At 62.8% G+C, this 16,396-nt stretch carries 14 protein-coding genes; 3 read left to right on the top strand and 11 right to left on the bottom strand.

The window, feature by feature from the left end; all coding sequences use genetic code 11:
- Positions 1 to 154: 154 nt before the first annotated feature.
- The 5 genes from BN1135_RS18685 to phnR all read right to left on the bottom strand — a co-directional run bounded on the left by BN1135_RS18685 (position 155) and on the right by phnR (position 6,553).
- Positions 155 to 1,561 carry an FAD-dependent oxidoreductase gene (locus BN1135_RS18685; protein WP_042023740.1) on the bottom strand — a complete coding sequence of 469 codons (1,407 nt, stop codon included), beginning with the start codon at positions 1,559 to 1,561 and terminating at the stop codon, positions 155 to 157.
- Positions 1,562 to 1,579: 18 nt separating this feature from the next.
- Positions 1,580 to 3,316: a putative 2-aminoethylphosphonate ABC transporter permease subunit gene (locus BN1135_RS18680; protein ID WP_042023738.1), complete on the bottom strand. Its 1,737-nt coding sequence runs from the start codon at positions 3,314 to 3,316 to the stop codon at positions 1,580 to 1,582.
- Entirely contained in the window at positions 3,313 to 4,407 is a 1,095-nt protein-coding gene (locus BN1135_RS18675; RefSeq protein ID WP_042023736.1) for a putative 2-aminoethylphosphonate ABC transporter ATP-binding protein, read from the bottom strand. Before BN1135_RS18675 ends, BN1135_RS18680 begins: the two co-directional genes overlap by 4 nt.
- 284 nt (positions 4,408 to 4,691) lie before the next feature.
- Positions 4,692 to 5,711, bottom strand: a complete 1,020-nt coding sequence (locus tag BN1135_RS18670) for a putative 2-aminoethylphosphonate ABC transporter substrate-binding protein (protein ID WP_042023735.1) — start codon at positions 5,709 to 5,711, stop codon at positions 4,692 to 4,694.
- A gap of 134 nt (positions 5,712 to 5,845) precedes the next feature.
- The gene (gene phnR, locus BN1135_RS18665; RefSeq protein WP_042023732.1) at positions 5,846 to 6,553 is read right to left on the bottom strand and encodes a phosphonate utilization transcriptional regulator PhnR; all 708 of its coding nucleotides are present in this window, start codon (positions 6,551 to 6,553) and stop codon (positions 5,846 to 5,848) included.
- 265 nt (positions 6,554 to 6,818) lie between these two features.
- Between phnR and phnW the strand changes: the two genes are divergently transcribed.
- From phnW to phnX, 3 genes are read left to right on the top strand one after another with little or no spacing between them, the layout of a single operon-like run.
- Complete coding sequence (phnW, locus tag BN1135_RS18660; RefSeq protein WP_042023730.1) at positions 6,819 to 7,961, top strand: 2-aminoethylphosphonate--pyruvate transaminase; 1,143 nt, start codon at positions 6,819 to 6,821, stop codon at positions 7,959 to 7,961.
- Entirely contained in the window at positions 7,958 to 9,382 is a 1,425-nt protein-coding gene (locus BN1135_RS18655; RefSeq protein WP_042023728.1) for an aspartate aminotransferase family protein, read from the top strand. Before phnW ends, BN1135_RS18655 begins: the two co-directional genes overlap by 4 nt.
- On the top strand, positions 9,375 to 10,214 hold the full coding sequence (phnX, locus tag BN1135_RS18650; protein WP_042023726.1) for a phosphonoacetaldehyde hydrolase: 840 nt from the start codon (positions 9,375 to 9,377) through the stop codon (positions 10,212 to 10,214). The genes BN1135_RS18655 and phnX overlap by 8 nt, the downstream gene beginning before the upstream one ends.
- A 98-nt stretch (positions 10,215 to 10,312) precedes the next feature.
- Here the strand turns inward: phnX and BN1135_RS18645 are convergent, their stop codons facing one another.
- The 6 genes from BN1135_RS18645 to nrfD all read right to left on the bottom strand — a co-directional run bounded on the left by BN1135_RS18645 (position 10,313) and on the right by nrfD (position 16,389).
- Complete coding sequence (locus tag BN1135_RS18645; RefSeq protein WP_042023725.1) at positions 10,313 to 10,765, bottom strand: NUDIX hydrolase; 453 nt, start codon at positions 10,763 to 10,765, stop codon at positions 10,313 to 10,315.
- A gap of 54 nt (positions 10,766 to 10,819) precedes the next feature.
- Positions 10,820 to 11,449 (bottom strand): DUF2268 domain-containing putative Zn-dependent protease, encoded by a 630-nt coding sequence (locus BN1135_RS18640; protein ID WP_042023724.1) that lies wholly within the window; start codon positions 11,447 to 11,449, stop codon positions 10,820 to 10,822.
- Positions 11,450 to 11,540: 91 nt separating this feature from the next.
- Positions 11,541 to 12,761, bottom strand: coding sequence for a heme lyase NrfEFG subunit NrfF (nrfF, locus tag BN1135_RS18635; RefSeq protein WP_042023722.1), 1,221 nt, complete (start codon positions 12,759 to 12,761; stop codon positions 11,541 to 11,543).
- Positions 12,758 to 13,309, bottom strand: coding sequence for a DsbE family thiol:disulfide interchange protein (locus BN1135_RS18630; RefSeq protein WP_042023719.1), 552 nt, complete (start codon positions 13,307 to 13,309; stop codon positions 12,758 to 12,760). Before BN1135_RS18630 ends, nrfF begins: the two co-directional genes overlap by 4 nt.
- A complete protein-coding gene (gene nrfE / locus BN1135_RS18625; protein WP_042023717.1) occupies positions 13,306 to 15,261 on the bottom strand; it encodes a heme lyase NrfEFG subunit NrfE in 1,956 nt (651 codons plus the stop codon). Before nrfE ends, BN1135_RS18630 begins: the two co-directional genes overlap by 4 nt.
- Before the next feature lie 174 nt (positions 15,262 to 15,435).
- Entirely contained in the window at positions 15,436 to 16,389 is a 954-nt protein-coding gene (nrfD, locus tag BN1135_RS18620) for a cytochrome c nitrite reductase subunit NrfD (protein ID WP_042023715.1), read from the bottom strand.
- Positions 16,390 to 16,396: the final 7 nt, after the last annotated feature.

Here is a 16,396-nt window from a genome sequence, read left to right as displayed (position 1 = left end):
ATTCACACTCGGTGAGAGGTCACTGCGGATCTTGCCTCGCGATAAGATCGGCCAGTCACGCCGCGCCATAAAAATGCCGACCCAGGGGTCGGCAGTTTCAATCAATGTGGTCTGGGGCGAACAGTATGGGCAATGCTTGCCCGGTATCGCCGGGCTATTTATCCGCCTTGCCCGCTGCATCCGCCAGCCGGGCCAGCTGTTTGTCATACCAGGCCACCGGGCGGTTTTCATCTTCCGCCCGCTCCTTGCGGCGGATGGCGTTGCGCACTGCCATTGCCCCCAGCCAGCGAAACGGCTCGGGCGGAAAATAGCCGCGCGGGCCGCTGACCAGCGCGCAGTTACGCCACGGTTTGTCCTCCTCCCGCACTTCATCTCTCACCAAGGCCGCCAGGATTTGACCACCCATCCAGCTCTGCGCCACGCCGTTGCCGGAATAGCCGAGGCCATAGACGATATTGGGCTGCCCTCGCCAGTGGCCGAAGAAGGGGAGGCCGTCCACCGAGCGATCGGAGGCGCCGCACCAGCTGGCGGCGATGGGCACATCGGCAAGGGCCGGAAAGAAGCGGCGCAGGGTGCGGGTGAGGGGGGCAAGATAGCGGCTAGGGGCATCGAACTCGGCTAGATAGCGGTTGGCAAAGGCGAAGGTGTTGCCCCCCTTGCCCAGCATCAGCCGCCCTTGCGGGGTGGAGCGGTAGTAATGCACAAAGGTGCGGCCATCCACCACGGAGCGGCCGTGCGCAAGCTGCTGGGCGGCCAGTGCCTGTGGCGCGGGGTCGGTTATCACCATATCGGAGGAGACCAGCACTATGCTGCGGCGAAACTCGCGAAAGTGCTGCACCATGGCGCTGTTGAGGGCCAGCACCACCTTGCGGGCACGCACCTCACCTTGCGGCGTTTGCACCCGCGCAGGCTGGCCCGCCTCAAGGCGCTGCATGGGGGAGTGTTCATAAACCTCGACCCCCAGTTCCCGCGCTACCCGTAGCAGGCCGCGCACCAGCAGTGCCGGTTGCACCGAACCGGCGTGGGGGCTGTAGAGCCCCTCCAGATGAACGTGGGAGCCGCTCTGGCTCGCCAGTTCACCCTCCACAATCGCCTGCCACTGGTTAAGGTCAGCGAGTTTCAGCTCACGCAATACCGGCTCCATCAGGCCGCGCTGGGCCTCGCTGGTGGCGGTGTAGCAGGTGCCCTCGACCCTCAGCTCCGCCTCTATGTTGTGAGCTGCGCAGAAGCGGGCGATCTCGTGTACCGCCTGTTCGGATCTTTGCACCAGCCAGGCGGCCTGCTCTTCGCCAAAGAGGCGCTTTAAGGTCAGGTATTTGGCCGACCAGGTGAGCAAACAGCCGCCGTTGCGCCCGGAGGCGCCGCTGCCGCAGCGATCTTTCTCCAGTACCATGATGCGTAATGCAGGTTCGGCCTGTTTAAGGGCGATGGCGCTCCACAGCCCGGTAAAGCCGCCACCGACGATGCAGATATCGGCCTCGTGGTGGCCGTGAAGGGGCGTGGGCGGCACGGGCTGTTCGGCGGCGAGCGCTTCGGCCAGCCAGAAGGGGAGAGTGGACATGATGACTCCTCGATAAGGTTATTGGTGGCGCCAGCGCTGGGTGCGATCCAGCAGGGCGCGGCTCAAAAAGAGCTGGAGCAGCTTGACGGTGGCGGCGGCCAGCAGGATCAGGGTGGCCATGGCGGCGGCCGCGGCGGTATCGCCGGAATCCTCCATGTTCAGCACGGCGATGGAGGCGAGCACGCTGTCGCTCGAATAGAGGAAGATCACCGCCGAAGTGGTGGTCATGGCGTTGACGAACAGATAGATAAAGATCTCCAAGAGCGCTGGCAGGGAGGCGGGCAGGGTGACCCGCCAGAACGCCTTCCAGAGCGGAATGCGCAATGAGATGGCCACCAGCTCCAGCTCCTTGGGCAACTGCTTGAGGCTGGTCAGCGCCGTCATATGGCCCACCGTGTAGTAGTGGATGACGCAAGAGAGCACCATTAGTGGCAGGGTGCCGTAGAGGCCGCCAAACAGCGGATTGCCGTTGAAAAAGAAGATGTAACCCAGCCCCAACACCATACCGGGCACCGCCAGCGACAGCATGGCAAGCAGATGCAGCAACTGGCGCAGTGGCGCGAAGTGGCGCCCCTTCTCCTGTGCCCAGGCGAGCACCATCACCAACACTGTGCCGATAAGCGCGGTATAGAGGCCCAACTGCAAGGTGTTGGTAAAGGGCTGCCAGCCGTAGACGCTGTTGCTGTCGAAGGCGTAGTGATCCAGCGTCAGCCCAAGGTTGTAGGGCCAGAACTGCACCAGCGAGCCGTAAACTGCCATGCCGACCAGCGCCAGAAACAGCAGGGCCCAGAGAGTGCACCAGCCGAGCGCCAGCAGATCCCGCCGCCGATGGGGCGTGGGGCTATAGGGCACCGCCTTGGTGCTGCTCTGCTCCTGCATCTTGCTGCGTACCCTGTGCTCCAGGGCAAAGCTCAGTAGCGCCGGCAGAAGCAGGGTGACGCTGGCAACGGCGCCGAGGGAGAAGTTCTGCATCCCGATCACCTGCCGGTAGATGTCGGTGGCCAGCACGCTGTATTGGCCGCCAATCACCTTGGCCACCCCGAAGTCGCAGATGGTGAGAGTGAAGACGGCGATGGCGGCGCTGAGCAGGCCATAACGGGCGGTGGGCAGGGTGACGGTGATAAAGGTGCGCCAGCCGCTGCTGCCGAGCACCCGGGAGGCTTCATAGAGGCGGGCATCGCTTTGGCCGAGCGCCGTGATGAGGATCATCAGGGCGTGGGGAAAGCACCAGAAGCCCAGACCAATGACGATGCCGATGGGGCCGTAGATGCTCTCGCCGCCGAGCAGCCCCTTGGCGATCCCCTGATTGCCGAACCAGTAGACCAGACTGATGGCGGGCAGCAGGGAGGGCATCAACAGCGGAATAAGGCCAACGAGGCGAAACAGGCTCTTGCCCGGCATACAGGTGCGGGTGAGGGCATAGGCGTAGCCAAAGGCGATGGTCACTACCAGGGTGGTGATCAGCACCCCGAGCCAGAGGGTGTTGCCGATGGTGCGCCCCAGATGAGGGGAGTCGAAGTAGGTTTTGATGTTGGCAAGGCCAACCCAGAGGCCATTTTCATCCTGCAGGCTCTTTTGCAGCATGGTGAGCAGCGGCAGCAGCAGGCCGCCAGTGAGCAGGGCAATACCTAGCAGAAGCAGCAGGAGTTGCAGCAGCTGATCCCGGCTCCAGCCGCGATAGAGCCGCTGCCAGCGGGAGGTGCGCTGCGCCACGGTTGGCGGCAACCGGGGGGAGGTCGCAAAGGGAGCGTTCATGGGCGCTCTCCTTCAAACAGCTGCATCGCGCCAGCGGGCCAGTGCAGCGAGCAGCGCATGCCGCTGCGCCAGCCCCCCTGATCGTGGCGGGGCAGCTCGTGGGTCGGGCACTCCACCAGCATTTGCTGCGGGCCCAGATAGGTGTCGGCGGTGCAGATCAGGCGCTGGGCGGCGCCGAGAAACTCCACCTGATCGATCTGCGCGTCGATGCCGTGCTGACCAAGATAAGGCTCACTCGGTGCACTTAGCGTGATCGCCTCGGGGCGGATCGCCACCTGCAATTTGCTGCCGGCGGCGGCTCGGTTGGCGAGTGTCAGCGGTTGTTCATTGAGGCGTACCTGAGTGGCGCTCAGCACCAGGGTCTCGAGGAAGTTCATGGTGCCGACGAAGCTCGCCACGAAGCGGCTGGCAGGCTGGTGGTAGATCTCTTGCGGGGTGCCCACCTGCACGATGCGACCGCCCTCCATCACCACGATGCGATCGGCCATGGTCAGCGCCTCCTCCTGATCGTGGGTCACCATGATGGTGGTGATGCCAAGGCGCTGCTGCAGGGCGCGGATCTCGCTGCGAAGGTGGGTGCGCACCAGCGCATCCAGCGCACTGAGCGGTTCGTCCAGCAGTAGCAGACCGGGTGAGAGGGCGAGCGCCCGGGCCAGCGCCACCCGCTGTTGCTGGCCGCCGGAGATCTGGCTCGGGTATTTGTGGGACTGTGCATGGAGATCCACCAGCCCCAGCCAGTGATCGACCCGCTCCTTGATGGCATCCCGTGCCAATCCCTGATTTTCAAGGCCGAAGGCGATGTTCTGGGCCACCGTCAGGTTGGGAAAAAGGGCGTAAGACTGAAACACGATGCCAAAGTCGCGATCCTGGGGCGGCAAGCGGGAGATATTGCGCCCCCCTTGCCAGATCTCGCCGCTGTCCGGCAGATCCAGACCGGCGATGGCTCTGAGCAGTGTGGTCTTGCCGCAGCCGGAGGGGCCGAGAAAGCAGATAAACTCCCCCGGCGCGATAGTCAGAGAGATCCCCTTGAGGGCCTGAAAAGCACCGAACTGCTTGTTGAGATGTTGAATGTCCAGATAGGGCTGGGTCATGGTTCGACTCGCTACTGATTTGGTATATACCAGTTTGCCGGTGAAATGTGACGGTCAGGTGATCGGGGGATGACAGCTTGATGACAGTCAGATGACAACGGATAGCCAGCAGCTAGCTTGGCCGCGTGCGGATGGGCGGGGCGCCGCCAATTTGAGAGTGAAACAAGAAGTGAAACAAAACAGGGAGCGCAACCCAAAAAGCGAAGGCCAACACCTGTTGGCCTTCGACAAGCAGTTTATTGGCAGCAGAGAGTCTGGCGTGAACAAACCGCTACCGTTCACGATTACTGCTTGGCTTCCGATTTGCCGTCGAAGCTGGCGCTCCACTGGGCCAGGATGGTGTTGCGCTCGCGGGCAGCCCAACCAAAGTCGTTGTCGATCATCTGGCCCTTGATATCCGCCGGATAGCCCGCTCTCGGTTGGGCAACCCCGGGGATGGCGACTACCGCAAAGGATTTGTTGTAGAGGGCGTTGGCCTGTTCGGTGGCGGCAAAGTCGAGCAGCTGTTTGGCCGCATCGAGTTTGGTTGTGCCCTTGATGATGGCAGCGGCCTCCATGTCCCAGCCCGAACCTTCGCTCGGGAACACCACCTCGATGGGGGCGCCCTTGGCCTTGAGGCTGGTGGCCGGGAAGTCGAAGGAGATACCGATCACCGTCTCGCCGCTGGCGGCCAGCTTGCAGGGGGCCGAGCCCGAGTGAGTGTAGCGGTCGATGTTTTGGTGCAGGCCGTTCATAAATTGCCAGCCCTGCTGCTCGCCCATGGTCTGCAGCCAGCCTGCGACGCTCAGGTAGCCGGTGCCGGAGGAGCTGGGGTTGGGCATGATCACCTTGCCCTTGTATATGGGCTTGGTGAGATCGGCCCAGCTGGTCGGCGCCGGTATTCCTTGCTTCTCTGCCTCTACCTTGTTGAAGCAGATGGCGCTGAAGAAGGCGTCCAGACCAATCCAGTGGGGCTCGGCCTTGCCGTCACGAAAACGGATGTCGAGCTTATCGAGCCCCTTGGGGGCGTAACCGGTCAGCATCTGCTGCTGATCGAGCTGCATCAGGCTGGTGGCGGCCAGTCCCCACACCACATCGGCCTTGGGCTGGGCCTTCTCCGCCAGCAACCGGGCTGTGACCACCCCGGTGGAGTCACGCACCCACTTGATGTTGATATCCGGGTGCTGGCGCTCAAACGCGGTCTTCAGCTCGCCGAGCTGCTCCGGCTCGAAGGCGGTGTAGACGGTGAGATCGGTCGCGGCCAGTGCCGGGGCTGTCATGGCGGCCAGCACGGCGGCGGCCAGCAAATGGGTTCCCTGTTTCATCCTCTTCTCCATTTTAGTTGGCTTGGTATAAACCAGATTGGTCGAAGCAGAGGCTAGGGGAACTTTATGACGGTACGGTGACGGCCCCGTGACGTTTTGCCGCACTCGATTGGCCGTACTTAACTTGTCTGTTCCTAATTCTGGGTATCCACCTCTATCTCCAGGCTGTCGTGGCGCCAGTACTCCAGATCGAAGTCGAGCACCCGGCCGTGCTGATCGAAGTTGAGTCGCTCCAGGCGCAGGGCGGGTAGCCCGGCGGTGGCCCCCAGCGCCTTGGCCACCTCGTCCGGCAGGGCGGTGGGGAAGAAGCGCACCTGCATGCGGGCATAGTGAAGATCGTAATGGGCCTGGTAGATCTCGGTCAGGCTGCCGACAAGATCCAGCTCCAGCAGACCGGGAACCCGCTCGGGCAGGCAGTGGTTCTCGCAATAGCAGATGGCGCGCCCGTTGGCATAGCGCAGCCGCTTGAGCAGAAACAGGCTGTCGAACGGCTTGAGCTGCAACTGCGCCATCAACGCGGGCGGCACCGCCTGGCGGCTTTTCTCCAGCAACTCGGTGCGCGGCTCCCCCCCTTGCTCCCGCACTATCTGGTGAAAGTTGGAGGTGCGTCTGGGGTTCAAGCGAAAGCGCGGCGGGGTGACGAACCAGCCGCGGCGATCCTCCCGATAGATAAGGCCGTTCGCCTCCAGCTGCACCAGCGCCTCGCGGATGGTGACCCGGGTGGTGCCGTAGAGTTCCCCCAGCAGTCGCTCGGAGGGGAGCTTGTCGTTGGGGGCCAGACCCCCCGCCAGGATCTGGTTGGCGAGGGCATCCTTGATCTGCAGATATTGCGGTTTGCTCATGAAAATCCCTGGTTTTGCAATAAGTTGTGCAATGAGTTGGGCAATGGGCTGGGCGCAGGGCTGGTCATCAGCCCGACCGTTAAACGACGAAATAAAAACAAGTTGGTAGATACCAGCATCGCCCCTGCTGTTCAGGCTTCCTAGATTATCGCGATCCCGGCGCTGAAAATGAATTTTTTGTTGCACGTAGCGCCACCCCTTTGACCTTGGCGGGGCAGTTACCCACAATGCGCTCATTCTGGTATATACCAAAAGGAGCGAAGTCATGACCCATATTCCTGCGGCCCCCGCCGCCGTCGATTACCTGCTGCTGACCCCGGGCCCCCTCTCGACCACCGCGACGGTGCGCGCCGCCATGCTGCAAGACAGCTGTACTTGGGATGCGGACTACAACCAGGGCGTGGTGGAGCCCATCCGCCGCGAGCTGGTGCGGCTGGCCACTGGCCCGGAATCTGAAAGCGACTACAGCGCCGTGCTGCTGCAGGGGAGCGGCAGCTATGTGGTGGAGAGTGTGCTGGGCTCGGCGATCGGCGTCGATGAGTGTCTGCTGATCATCAACAACGGTGCCTACGGTGCCCGCATGGGGGAGATGGCCCGCTGCCTTGGCCTGCGCCACCACGAGCTGGATTGCGGCGAGACAACCCGTCCCGAACTCGCCGCCATCGAGGCGATGCTGGCGCGCCACCCCGAGATCACCCATTTGGCCATGGTGCACTGCGAGACCACCACCGGCATGCTCAACCCCCTTGAGGAGGTGGCTGAGCTCTGCCAGCGCTGCGGCATTCGCCTGATCGTCGATGCCATGAGCAGCTTTGGCGGCATCCCCATCGATATGGGGCGCCTTGGCATCGAGTTTCTCATCAGCTCCGCCAACAAGTGCATTCAGGGGGTGCCGGGCTTTGGCTTCGTTATCGCCCGCCGCGCCGCGCTGGCGGCCTGTGCCGGTCGCGCCCGCTCGGTCTCCCTCGATCTGCATGCCCAGTGGCAGACCATGGAGCAGCAGGGGGGAAAGTGGCGCTTTACCTCGCCTACCCACACAGTGCTCGCCTTTGCCCAGGCGCTGCGCGGGCTGGATGAAGAGGGGGGTATTGCTGCCCGCCATCGGCGCTACAGCGAAAATCAGCGCACCCTGGTGGCGGGGATGGCTGAGCTCGGCTTTGCGCCGCTGCTGCCAGAACAATGGCAATCTCCCATCATCACCGCCTTCTACTCTCCGGCCCACCCTGATTACCGCTTCGCCGACTTCTACCAGCAGCTCAAGGCGCAGGGCTTTGTTATCTATCCGGGCAAGGTCTCCCAGGCCGATTGCTTCCGTATCGGCAATATCGGTGATGTGACCCCAGAGCGGGTGCGCGATCTGCTCGCCGCCATGGCCAGCGCCTGTTACTGGCAAGGGGACGCGCGATGACCAGCATGGCGCCTCACGGTTGCGATCAGCACGACCATAAGCTGCACGGCAGTGGCCGCGCCGACAGCGAAGGGGATATCAACCTCGGCGAGGGGCGGGCGCGCTGGTGGGCGGGTCAGAGCGAAGAGGTACAGGCCGGATTGGCGGAGGATAGCCGCTACTTCCTCCATCAGGCGCTCTCCACCCCCTGTCTCGATCTGCTTGAGGGCGCGCAGGGGAGCTGGTTGACCAGCGTATCGGGCAAGCGTTACCTCGATTTTCACGGCAACAGCGTCCATCAGCTGGGCCACGGTCACCCCAGGGTGGTGGCCGCGGTGCAGCAGCAACTTGCCGATCTGCCGTTCGCACCCCGCCGCTACACCCATCAGGTCGCCATCGACTGCGCCCGCACTCTGGCCGAGCTGGCCCCCGGCGATCTCAATCGGGTGCTGTTCGCCCCCGGCGGCAGCGAGGTGGTGGGGATTGCCCTGAAGCTCGCCCGCTTCATCACCGGCAGCAGCAAGGTGGTGTCCCTGTGGGATGCCTTTCACGGCGCCTCCCTCGATGCCATCTCGGTCGGCGGCGAGGCCTGTTTTCGCGCCAGCATGGGCCCGCTGATGGCCGGGGTGGAGCGCATTCCGCCGCCCACCCGTTATCGCGGCGTCTGGTATCGAGGCGAGGGGGATGACCTGCATTACGCCGATTATCTGGAGTACGTCATCGAGAAGGAGGGGGGGGTTGGGGCCTTTATCGCCGAGCCCATCCGCAACACCGATGTGCAGGTGCCCTCGAAGGCCTACTGGCAGCGGGTGCGGGAGATTTGTGATCGCCACAAGGTGCTGCTGATCGTCGATGAGATCCCCAACGCCTTGGGTCGCTCCGGCCACTGGTTCAGCTTCGAGGAGTTCGGCATCGAGCCCGACATCATCTGTCTGGGCAAGGGGTTGGGGGGCGGGGTAGTGCCGTTTGCGGCGCTCATCACCCGCGACCGTTTCAATCAGGCGGCGGCTATTTCGCTCGGTCACTACACCCACGAGAAGAGCCCCATCGGCTGCGCGGCAGCTCTCGCCACTATAGAGACAATCCGCGAAGCGGGATTGCTGGCAAAAGCGCAGGAGGATGGCCGCTTTATGGCGCGCGAGCTCGCGGCGCTTGCCGAGCGTCACCCGCTGATCGGGCAGGTGCGCGGCATCGGTCTCTTGTGGGCGCTCGATCTGGTGGTCGATCACCAGAGTCGAAAACGAGATAGCCAAGCCGCCGAGCGGCTGCTCTACCGCTGTCTGGAGCTGGGGCTCAGCTTCAAGGTCTCCCAGGGCAACGTCATCCAGCTCTCGCCGCCGCTCAATATCGCTCGCGCCGATCTGGTGCATGCCATCACCATCCTCGATCGCGCCCTCGGCGAGATCGCACTTTCACCGAAACAGGAACACCACCATGACTGACTTGCAGACTGCCATCCACCCGACCACCGACGTGGAGGCGCTGATCCTCGACTGGGCTGGTACGGTCGTCGATTTCGGCTCCTTCGCCCCCACCTCCATCTTCGTAGAGGCCTTCGCGCGCGCCTATGACTTCCCGGTGACCCTGGACGAAGCACGCCAGCCCATGGGCCTTGGCAAGTGGGATCATATCGCCGCGCTGGGCCGTCTGCCCTCGGTGGATGCGCGCTGGCAGGCTCGCTTCGGCCATCCTATGAGCCACGCCGAGGTGGACCACATTTATCACACCTTTATGCCGCTGCAGATTGCCGCTGTGACCCGCTTTGCCACCCCCATCCCAGGTGTGCTGCCGGTACTGGACGCTCTGCGGGGTCAGGGGATGAAAATCGGCTCCTGCTCCGGTTATCCCCGTCCGGTGATGGAGGCGCTGGTGCCAGCGGCGGCCGATCACGGCTACCGCCCGGATCACTGGGTCGCCACCGACGATCTCAAGGCAGGTGGTCGCCCCGGCCCCTGGATGGCGCTGGCCAACGTAATTGAGCTCGGAGTGAGCGCGGTGCATCGCTGCATCAAGGTGGATGACGCCGTACCCGGCATCAGCGAAGGGCTTAACGCTGGCATGTGGATGGTGGGATTGTCGGTTTCCGGCAACGAATTTGGCGCCACCTGGGACGAGTTTGCCGCCATGAGCGAGGCGGAGATCGCCGCCCGGCGCGCACCGGCCGAGGCCAAACTGCGGGCGGCGGGGGCGCACTACGTGATTGATACCCTTGCCGACATCGCCCTGGTTATCGCCGATATCAACCGCCGTCTGGCCGCTGGCGAGCGGCCGTAGGCCATCTGCTTGGGCTAACAAAAGCGCTTGGCTGGCTTTAGATACAACACGCCCCCATCCGGGGGCGTGTTGCATTTACAGGGGGAAGCCGTGCGCGGTCAGCGGATATCGACCCGCATCAGGGGAGAGGGGGCGTTGTCGACAAAGTGGTGCCAGATATGGTCGTAGAGCGCCTTCTGGCCGGGGAAACTCACCAGCGCTTTGGCCTCGGCGAGGGTGCACCAGCGATAGTCGGTGTGCTCATTGTTGAGGGTAATCGCCTGATTGGGCGGGCAATAGACCACAAAGACCGGCACCACCTCAATGGTATTCAGGCTCGCCTCGTAGAACTGCTCCAGATACTGGCCGTTGTAGAGCTCGGTGACCCTGATCCCCGTCTCCTCGCCAAACTCCCGAATAATGGTCTGCCAGCCGGTTTCACCCGCCTCCACCGTGCCCGCCACATGGCACCAGAAGCCCCCTTTGACCCGTTTCATCACCAGCAATTTTGTTTCGCCATCGACAGTGGTAAGGGCAACGCCAGAGACGGCTTTGCAGCGAATGGGGATCATGATCTTCTCTCCGGGTTTGGGCTCTGTAATCGCCACGAACAGTGTGAAGGTGTGTTAATTGAAATATGCCTCGGCGGGTAGGCCCATGACCTCTATTTCATTCAGTCCGCTTTTGGCCAGATAGTTGGCCACCAGATTGAACCCCACCCAGTAACCGGCATATTTGGGAAATGGCCGGTTATCACGGCAGTAGAAAAAGTCTAAAAAGTTGAACTGCTTGCTGGATAGATGGGGCGTCATCTCTGCCAGGATCGATTGCCAGTCATGGTGATGAGACTCCTTGAACAGCGAGGGGAGTGTGCCACCATTGAACCTTTGCTCAAAGTAGCAGGCCAGCCCTTCAAAAATCAGGTTTTCGGCCAGTGTCTCTGCGGTCACCTTGTTCTTCTTTTGCACGATATGGTGGACTTCGTGGGCCAGCACGGCAGGTAATTCGGTGATGATCACCTCTTTGATGTCGGGCCGTTCCAGATCAAGCTGGAGCTCTATTCGATACATGTTGATGGCCCAGCCACCGATACCCGAGTCGGGAGCATCCCCCTCGGCAAAAGGGCTGAAGGTGACATCCAGTTGGGAGAGATCGAACAAGGCATTCAATTTGTTCGCCGTCTCGGCAAAGACATGCGTAATGGTGTCATCGAGCCCATCGAATTTGCCCGAGTCGTTTAACAGGGTGAGTTGCATCCAGACATCCTTGTCTATTGAAAGAGGGGGCTGAGCCACTTGCGTGGTCGCGGCGCCATATCACCACGATTACCCTCCTTCAATCAAGGGGTTACCCGCCCATTATGCTTGCCGTCTGAATCGCCTCAATCAGCGCAGCCCGATTGATGCGAGGGCGCTCGCTATCGAGCAGTTGCTGCCAAAGGGCGATGGCCTTGCTGTAGCGGCCATGCAGAAAGTGATCGGAGGCGAGCAGCATCAGGGCGCTCACTTCCCCCGCGTCCTGCTTGAGGGCGCTCTCCAGCAGGCGGGTTGCCTCGGGAGTCAGCTGCTGGCCCGCCTGATAGTAGAGCACGGTGGCTTGCGCGGCCTGGGTCGCCGCGCTGGCGCTACCCTCCAGCAGAGCGAGACGTTGGTAGGCGAGCAGGGCGTTGTCGTACTCGCCCCGATAGAGATAGAGCTGGCCGAGCGCCGCCCAGCTGTCGAGATCGGCAGGGTTGCGCTGAAGCTTCTGATGCAGACTCCCCAGCTCCTTGTCTTGCAGATCCCGCGGGCTCAACCTGGCCAGCGGGTCGGGACGGGATGCATAATCCTGCCACGCCTGATAACGGCCGCTGCTCAGATACACAGCGGCAACGGCCGCGAATGCCATGATGCCAAGCAGCAACAAGGCCCGCCCGTGCCGGTTATTGCGACCGCGATTGTCATGCTGGTTAGCCAGTTGCGCGCGCAGGGCCAGCTCAGCTGCCGGGATGGCATTGGCCAGGCGGGCGGCGCTCAGCTCCCTGTAGAGTGGCTGGTCGGGGGAGAGGCCTGCCTGCTCCCCGTGCATGATCAGCCAATTCAATTCGCTGCGCGGATCGGCGGCGGGTTGATGGGTGGCCTCAACGATTGCCTTAACGACAGGGATGGTCTGCGCTTTCGTACGTGTCAGGCGGCGAAACAGGGTCAACAGCGCCAGCCCCAACAGCAGCAGGGGACCGCCCCACAGCAGCGCCGTGCTGGCCTTGAAGGGGGGATCGTAGCGGACGAAATCGCCGAAGCGCTCCGTCATGCGGGCGATCACCTGCTCATCAGACTGTCCCTCGTCCACCCAGCGGTAGACTTCGAGTCGCAGATCCCGGGCGATGGGGGAGTTGGACTCCACCAGGTTCTGGTTCTGGCACTGGGGGCAGCGTAGAGCGCGGGCCAGCTCTTGCGCCCGATTTTGCAGCTCGGGGTGGCGAAACTGATAGGTATCGACCCCGCTGGCCGTGGCTGCTGGCGTGAAAGAGATAATCAGGCTGAGCAGCAGGAGATGCGGCAAGAAACGCAGCAAGGTCATGCCCTTCATGGTCTCGCCTCCCTTGCTAAAACGTCACCCCGCGCCTGCGCCAGCAGGGGGGCAAACTGGCGTAGCCAGATCTCGTTGGTGAGCGCGCCGGTATGGCGGGCAAGCAGGGCGCCATCGGCGTCAAACAGATAGGTCTCCGGCGTGCCGTAGACACCGAGCTCCAGCGCAAGTTTGCCGTCGGGGTCGGCCAGCACGGCGCGATAGGGGTTGCCCGCCTGGATAAGCCAGGCGCGGGCCGCATCCCCCTTGTCCCGATAGTTGAGACCGTAGAGGGGTACGGTGCCCGCCAGCTCGGTGAGCAGCGGATGCTCGGCGTGGCAGTTGACGCACCAGCTGGCCCAGACGTTAAGCACAAAGGGCTCACCCTTGAGGCTGGCGGTCTGGATCTGACTCCCGCCCAGCAGATTGTCGCTTTGCCACGCAGGCAGGGTGCGTCCCAGGGTAGCCTCATCCTGGCTGTAGGGATTGTTGCCAAGGCCCAGCCAGAGCAGAGCGCCGAGGCCCAGGGTCACGAGCAGGGGAACAAAGAGGCGCAGGCGGGATCTCATAACGCCTCCTGTTCGAGCCGGTGATGGGAGGTGCTAACCGCAACGGAACGGGAGGCAAGCAAGGGGCGACGGGCGAACAGGCGCAGGGTGCCGCCCGCCATCATCAACAGGCCGCCGAGCCAGATCCAGCGCACCAGCGGCTTGTAGTGCAGCCGCATGGTATAGGCATCTGGCCCCATCTTCTCACCCAGCACCACGTAGAGATCGCCGAACAGTCCCCACGCAATGCCCGGTTCGTTCATGTTCATGGTGCGAACGCTGTAATGGCGCCGCTCCGGCGTCAGCCGAGCTACCTCTTTACCGTTCTTGTGCACGCTAAGCGTGATCCGCTCGGCGGTATAGTTGGGGCCGATCACCGGCTCGCTCCCCTCATAGCGAAATTCATGGGCGCCGAGGCGATATGGGCGCTCTGCAGAGAGCACTGTGCCCCCCTCCTGGCTATGGTGGCTCACCTGAGCGATGCCGAGGGCGCAGACCGCCACCCCGAGGTGGGCCAGCAGACTGCCGAGTCGATTTAGGGTCAGCTCGCGCCATGGGGTGTTGAGTAGCAGGCTGGTCACCAGCCAGAGGCTCACCATATTGGCGAGGATGCCGCTCCAGCTACCGGAAAACGTTCCCTGTTCCAGATAGGCAAGACTAATGAGTCCGCCGCCAAGCAGGCCAAACAGCGGCGGCAACAGCGAGTTGAGTCGGGAATGTGCCGCAAGCTGCTGCCAGCGCAGGCGCGGCAGCTGGGTCATCAGCCCCATCAGGCAGAGGGCCAGCGGCACGAAGATGGTATTGAAATAGGGGGCGCCCACCGAGAGGGAGCCCAGATGAAGCGACTGGAACACCATGGGGTAGAAGGTGCCGAGCAGCACGCTGGCGCAGGCCACACAGAGCAGCAGGATGGCGGCGCCGAGCAGCCCCTCTTCTGACAGCAAGCCAAAGCGGGCGTAGGGGGCGCGAATGTCGGCCCGCAGGGCAAACAGGGTGAGGGCGCAGGTCAATAGCAAGCCGAGTAGCAGCAACAGGGTGAGGCCGCGGCTGGGGTCCACCGCAAAGGCGTGTACCGAGGTGAGCACCCCGGAGCGCACCACGAAGGTGCCGAGCAGGCTCAAGGCGAAGGTGAAGATGGAAAGCAACAACACGGCGTGGCCGTAAGCGCCGCGCTTCTCGCAGACTACAAGTGCGTGCAGCAGGGCTGTGCCCAACAGCCAGGGCAGCAGGGAGGCGTTTTCTACCGGATCCCAGAACCACCAGCCGCCCCAGCCCAGCTCGTAATAGGCCCACCAGGAGCCCAGCACGATACCGGCAGTGAGAAACACCCAGGAGCCGAGCGCCCAGGGGCGACTCCAGTGGGCCACGGCGCCATCGAGCCGGCCTGAGTGCAGCGCTGCCATGGCGAAGGCGAAGTTGACCGCAAAGCCGACGTAGCCGAGATAGAGCAGGGGCGGATGAATGATAAGACCGATATCCTGCAACATGGGGTTGAGATCGCGCCCCTCCAGCGGCCCCGGAAACTGGCGGTCAAACGGGCTGGAGAAGATCAGGGTATAGAGGGCAAAGAGCCCGACGATCAATCCCATGATAGCTAGTACCCGGGCGGTGATCAGCGGATCGACCCGCTTGGAGCAAAGGGCCACCAGAGCGCCCCACAGCCCCAACGCAAAGACGAAAAAGAGCATGGATCCTTCATGGCCGCCCCAGACCGCAGCCAGCTTGAAGCCCAGCGGCAGGGCGCTGTTGGCGTGTTGGGCCACATAGCTGACGGTAAAATCATCCCGGGCAAAACAACTGGCGAGCAGCAGCAGGGCAGCGCCCAGCAGGATGGCATTGCTTAGCGCCAGCGGCTTGGCGCAGCGCAGCAGGAGCGGGGAGGCGAGGCGCAATCCCAGCCAGGGCAAGGAGCCCTGCAGCAGCGAGAGTACCGCTGCCAGTAGCAGTGAGAGATAGCCAAGCTCTGCCAGCACAAAACCTCCAGGTTCAATCTTTGATCTCATTCATGTCATGGCACATACGCCGCGTTGTCTCCCTTTGGCGGAGAACATTGCCAAGCAGCGTGTGTGGCATCACCAGAAATTTATCGGGCCAGCAACAAACCGGCGCCAGTCGCCCCTAGGCGGCTGGCGCTGGTGATCATACCTTTAAACTACAGTCATCTGGCCGGCATAAAGCACGAAGTAGCGCAGCAGCAGGATCCCCACCAGGGTCAGGCTGCAGACCAGCACCAGATGGCCGTTTCGCTCCCGCAGGGGCGTGGGGGTCAGCAGAGCCAGCAGCTGGGGCAGCAGCATGCCGATGCCCACCACCCCGACCCAGAACACCTGAGCCCAGAAGCCGCTGCCGATGGCGGCCCACATCGCCACCTCTTTCTGGCCGCCACCGAAGTAGAGGCCGGTAAAGAAGCAGACCAGCAGCAACACCTCCACCGCCAGCACGGGTCGCTCGAAGCGATGCACGAAGCTCACCCCCTGGCTGTGGTGGTTCTCCTTGAAGAGCGTCACCGCCAGCAAGATGGTGGAGGCGATACCTGAGCTGATGCCCGAGACCAGAAACAGCACCGGCAGCACCGGGTTGTTCAAGAGCGGATAGGTCTTGAGCGCCGAGAGCAGAAAGCCGGTATAGGCACCCAGCAGCACGGCGAGCAGCAACAAGAGCGGCGCCAGTAGCTGCTCGATGCGGGCGAGCCAGCCAATCAGCCCATCCACAAAAGCGAACTTCTCTTTCAGCAACCGGCAGCGCATTGTCTCGATCTCGGTGCGAAACACCACCGCCAGCCAGGCGAACAGCACCACCATATAGAGTTGGAACAGCATGACCCCCATCGACATCACGGAGTCGAACTGGTAGTGGAACATCAGCTTCCAGAAGGTCCAGGGGCGGGCCAGATGGAAGATGAGGATCAGCAGCCCCAATATCACGCTCGCCGGCGCCAGAATGGCGGTCGCCTTGATGATGCCGCTCTCGCTGCCGGCCCCCTTGCGGCGCAGCAGAACCGAGAGGGTGGTGGCTCCGGCGGAGATGCCGAGCAGGAACAGATAGATGGCGATGGGCCAGTCCCACACCAGCGAGGAGAAGTGAAATGCGTCATGCAACATGATCCAT

Origin of the sequence: Aeromonas sobria, from assembly GCF_000820145.1 — a bacterium.
Lineage (GTDB): Bacteria > Pseudomonadota > Gammaproteobacteria > Enterobacterales > Aeromonadaceae > Aeromonas > Aeromonas sobria.
Note: the sequence above shows the minus strand (reverse complement) of the source record. Positions and strands in the feature narration are given on the sequence as shown.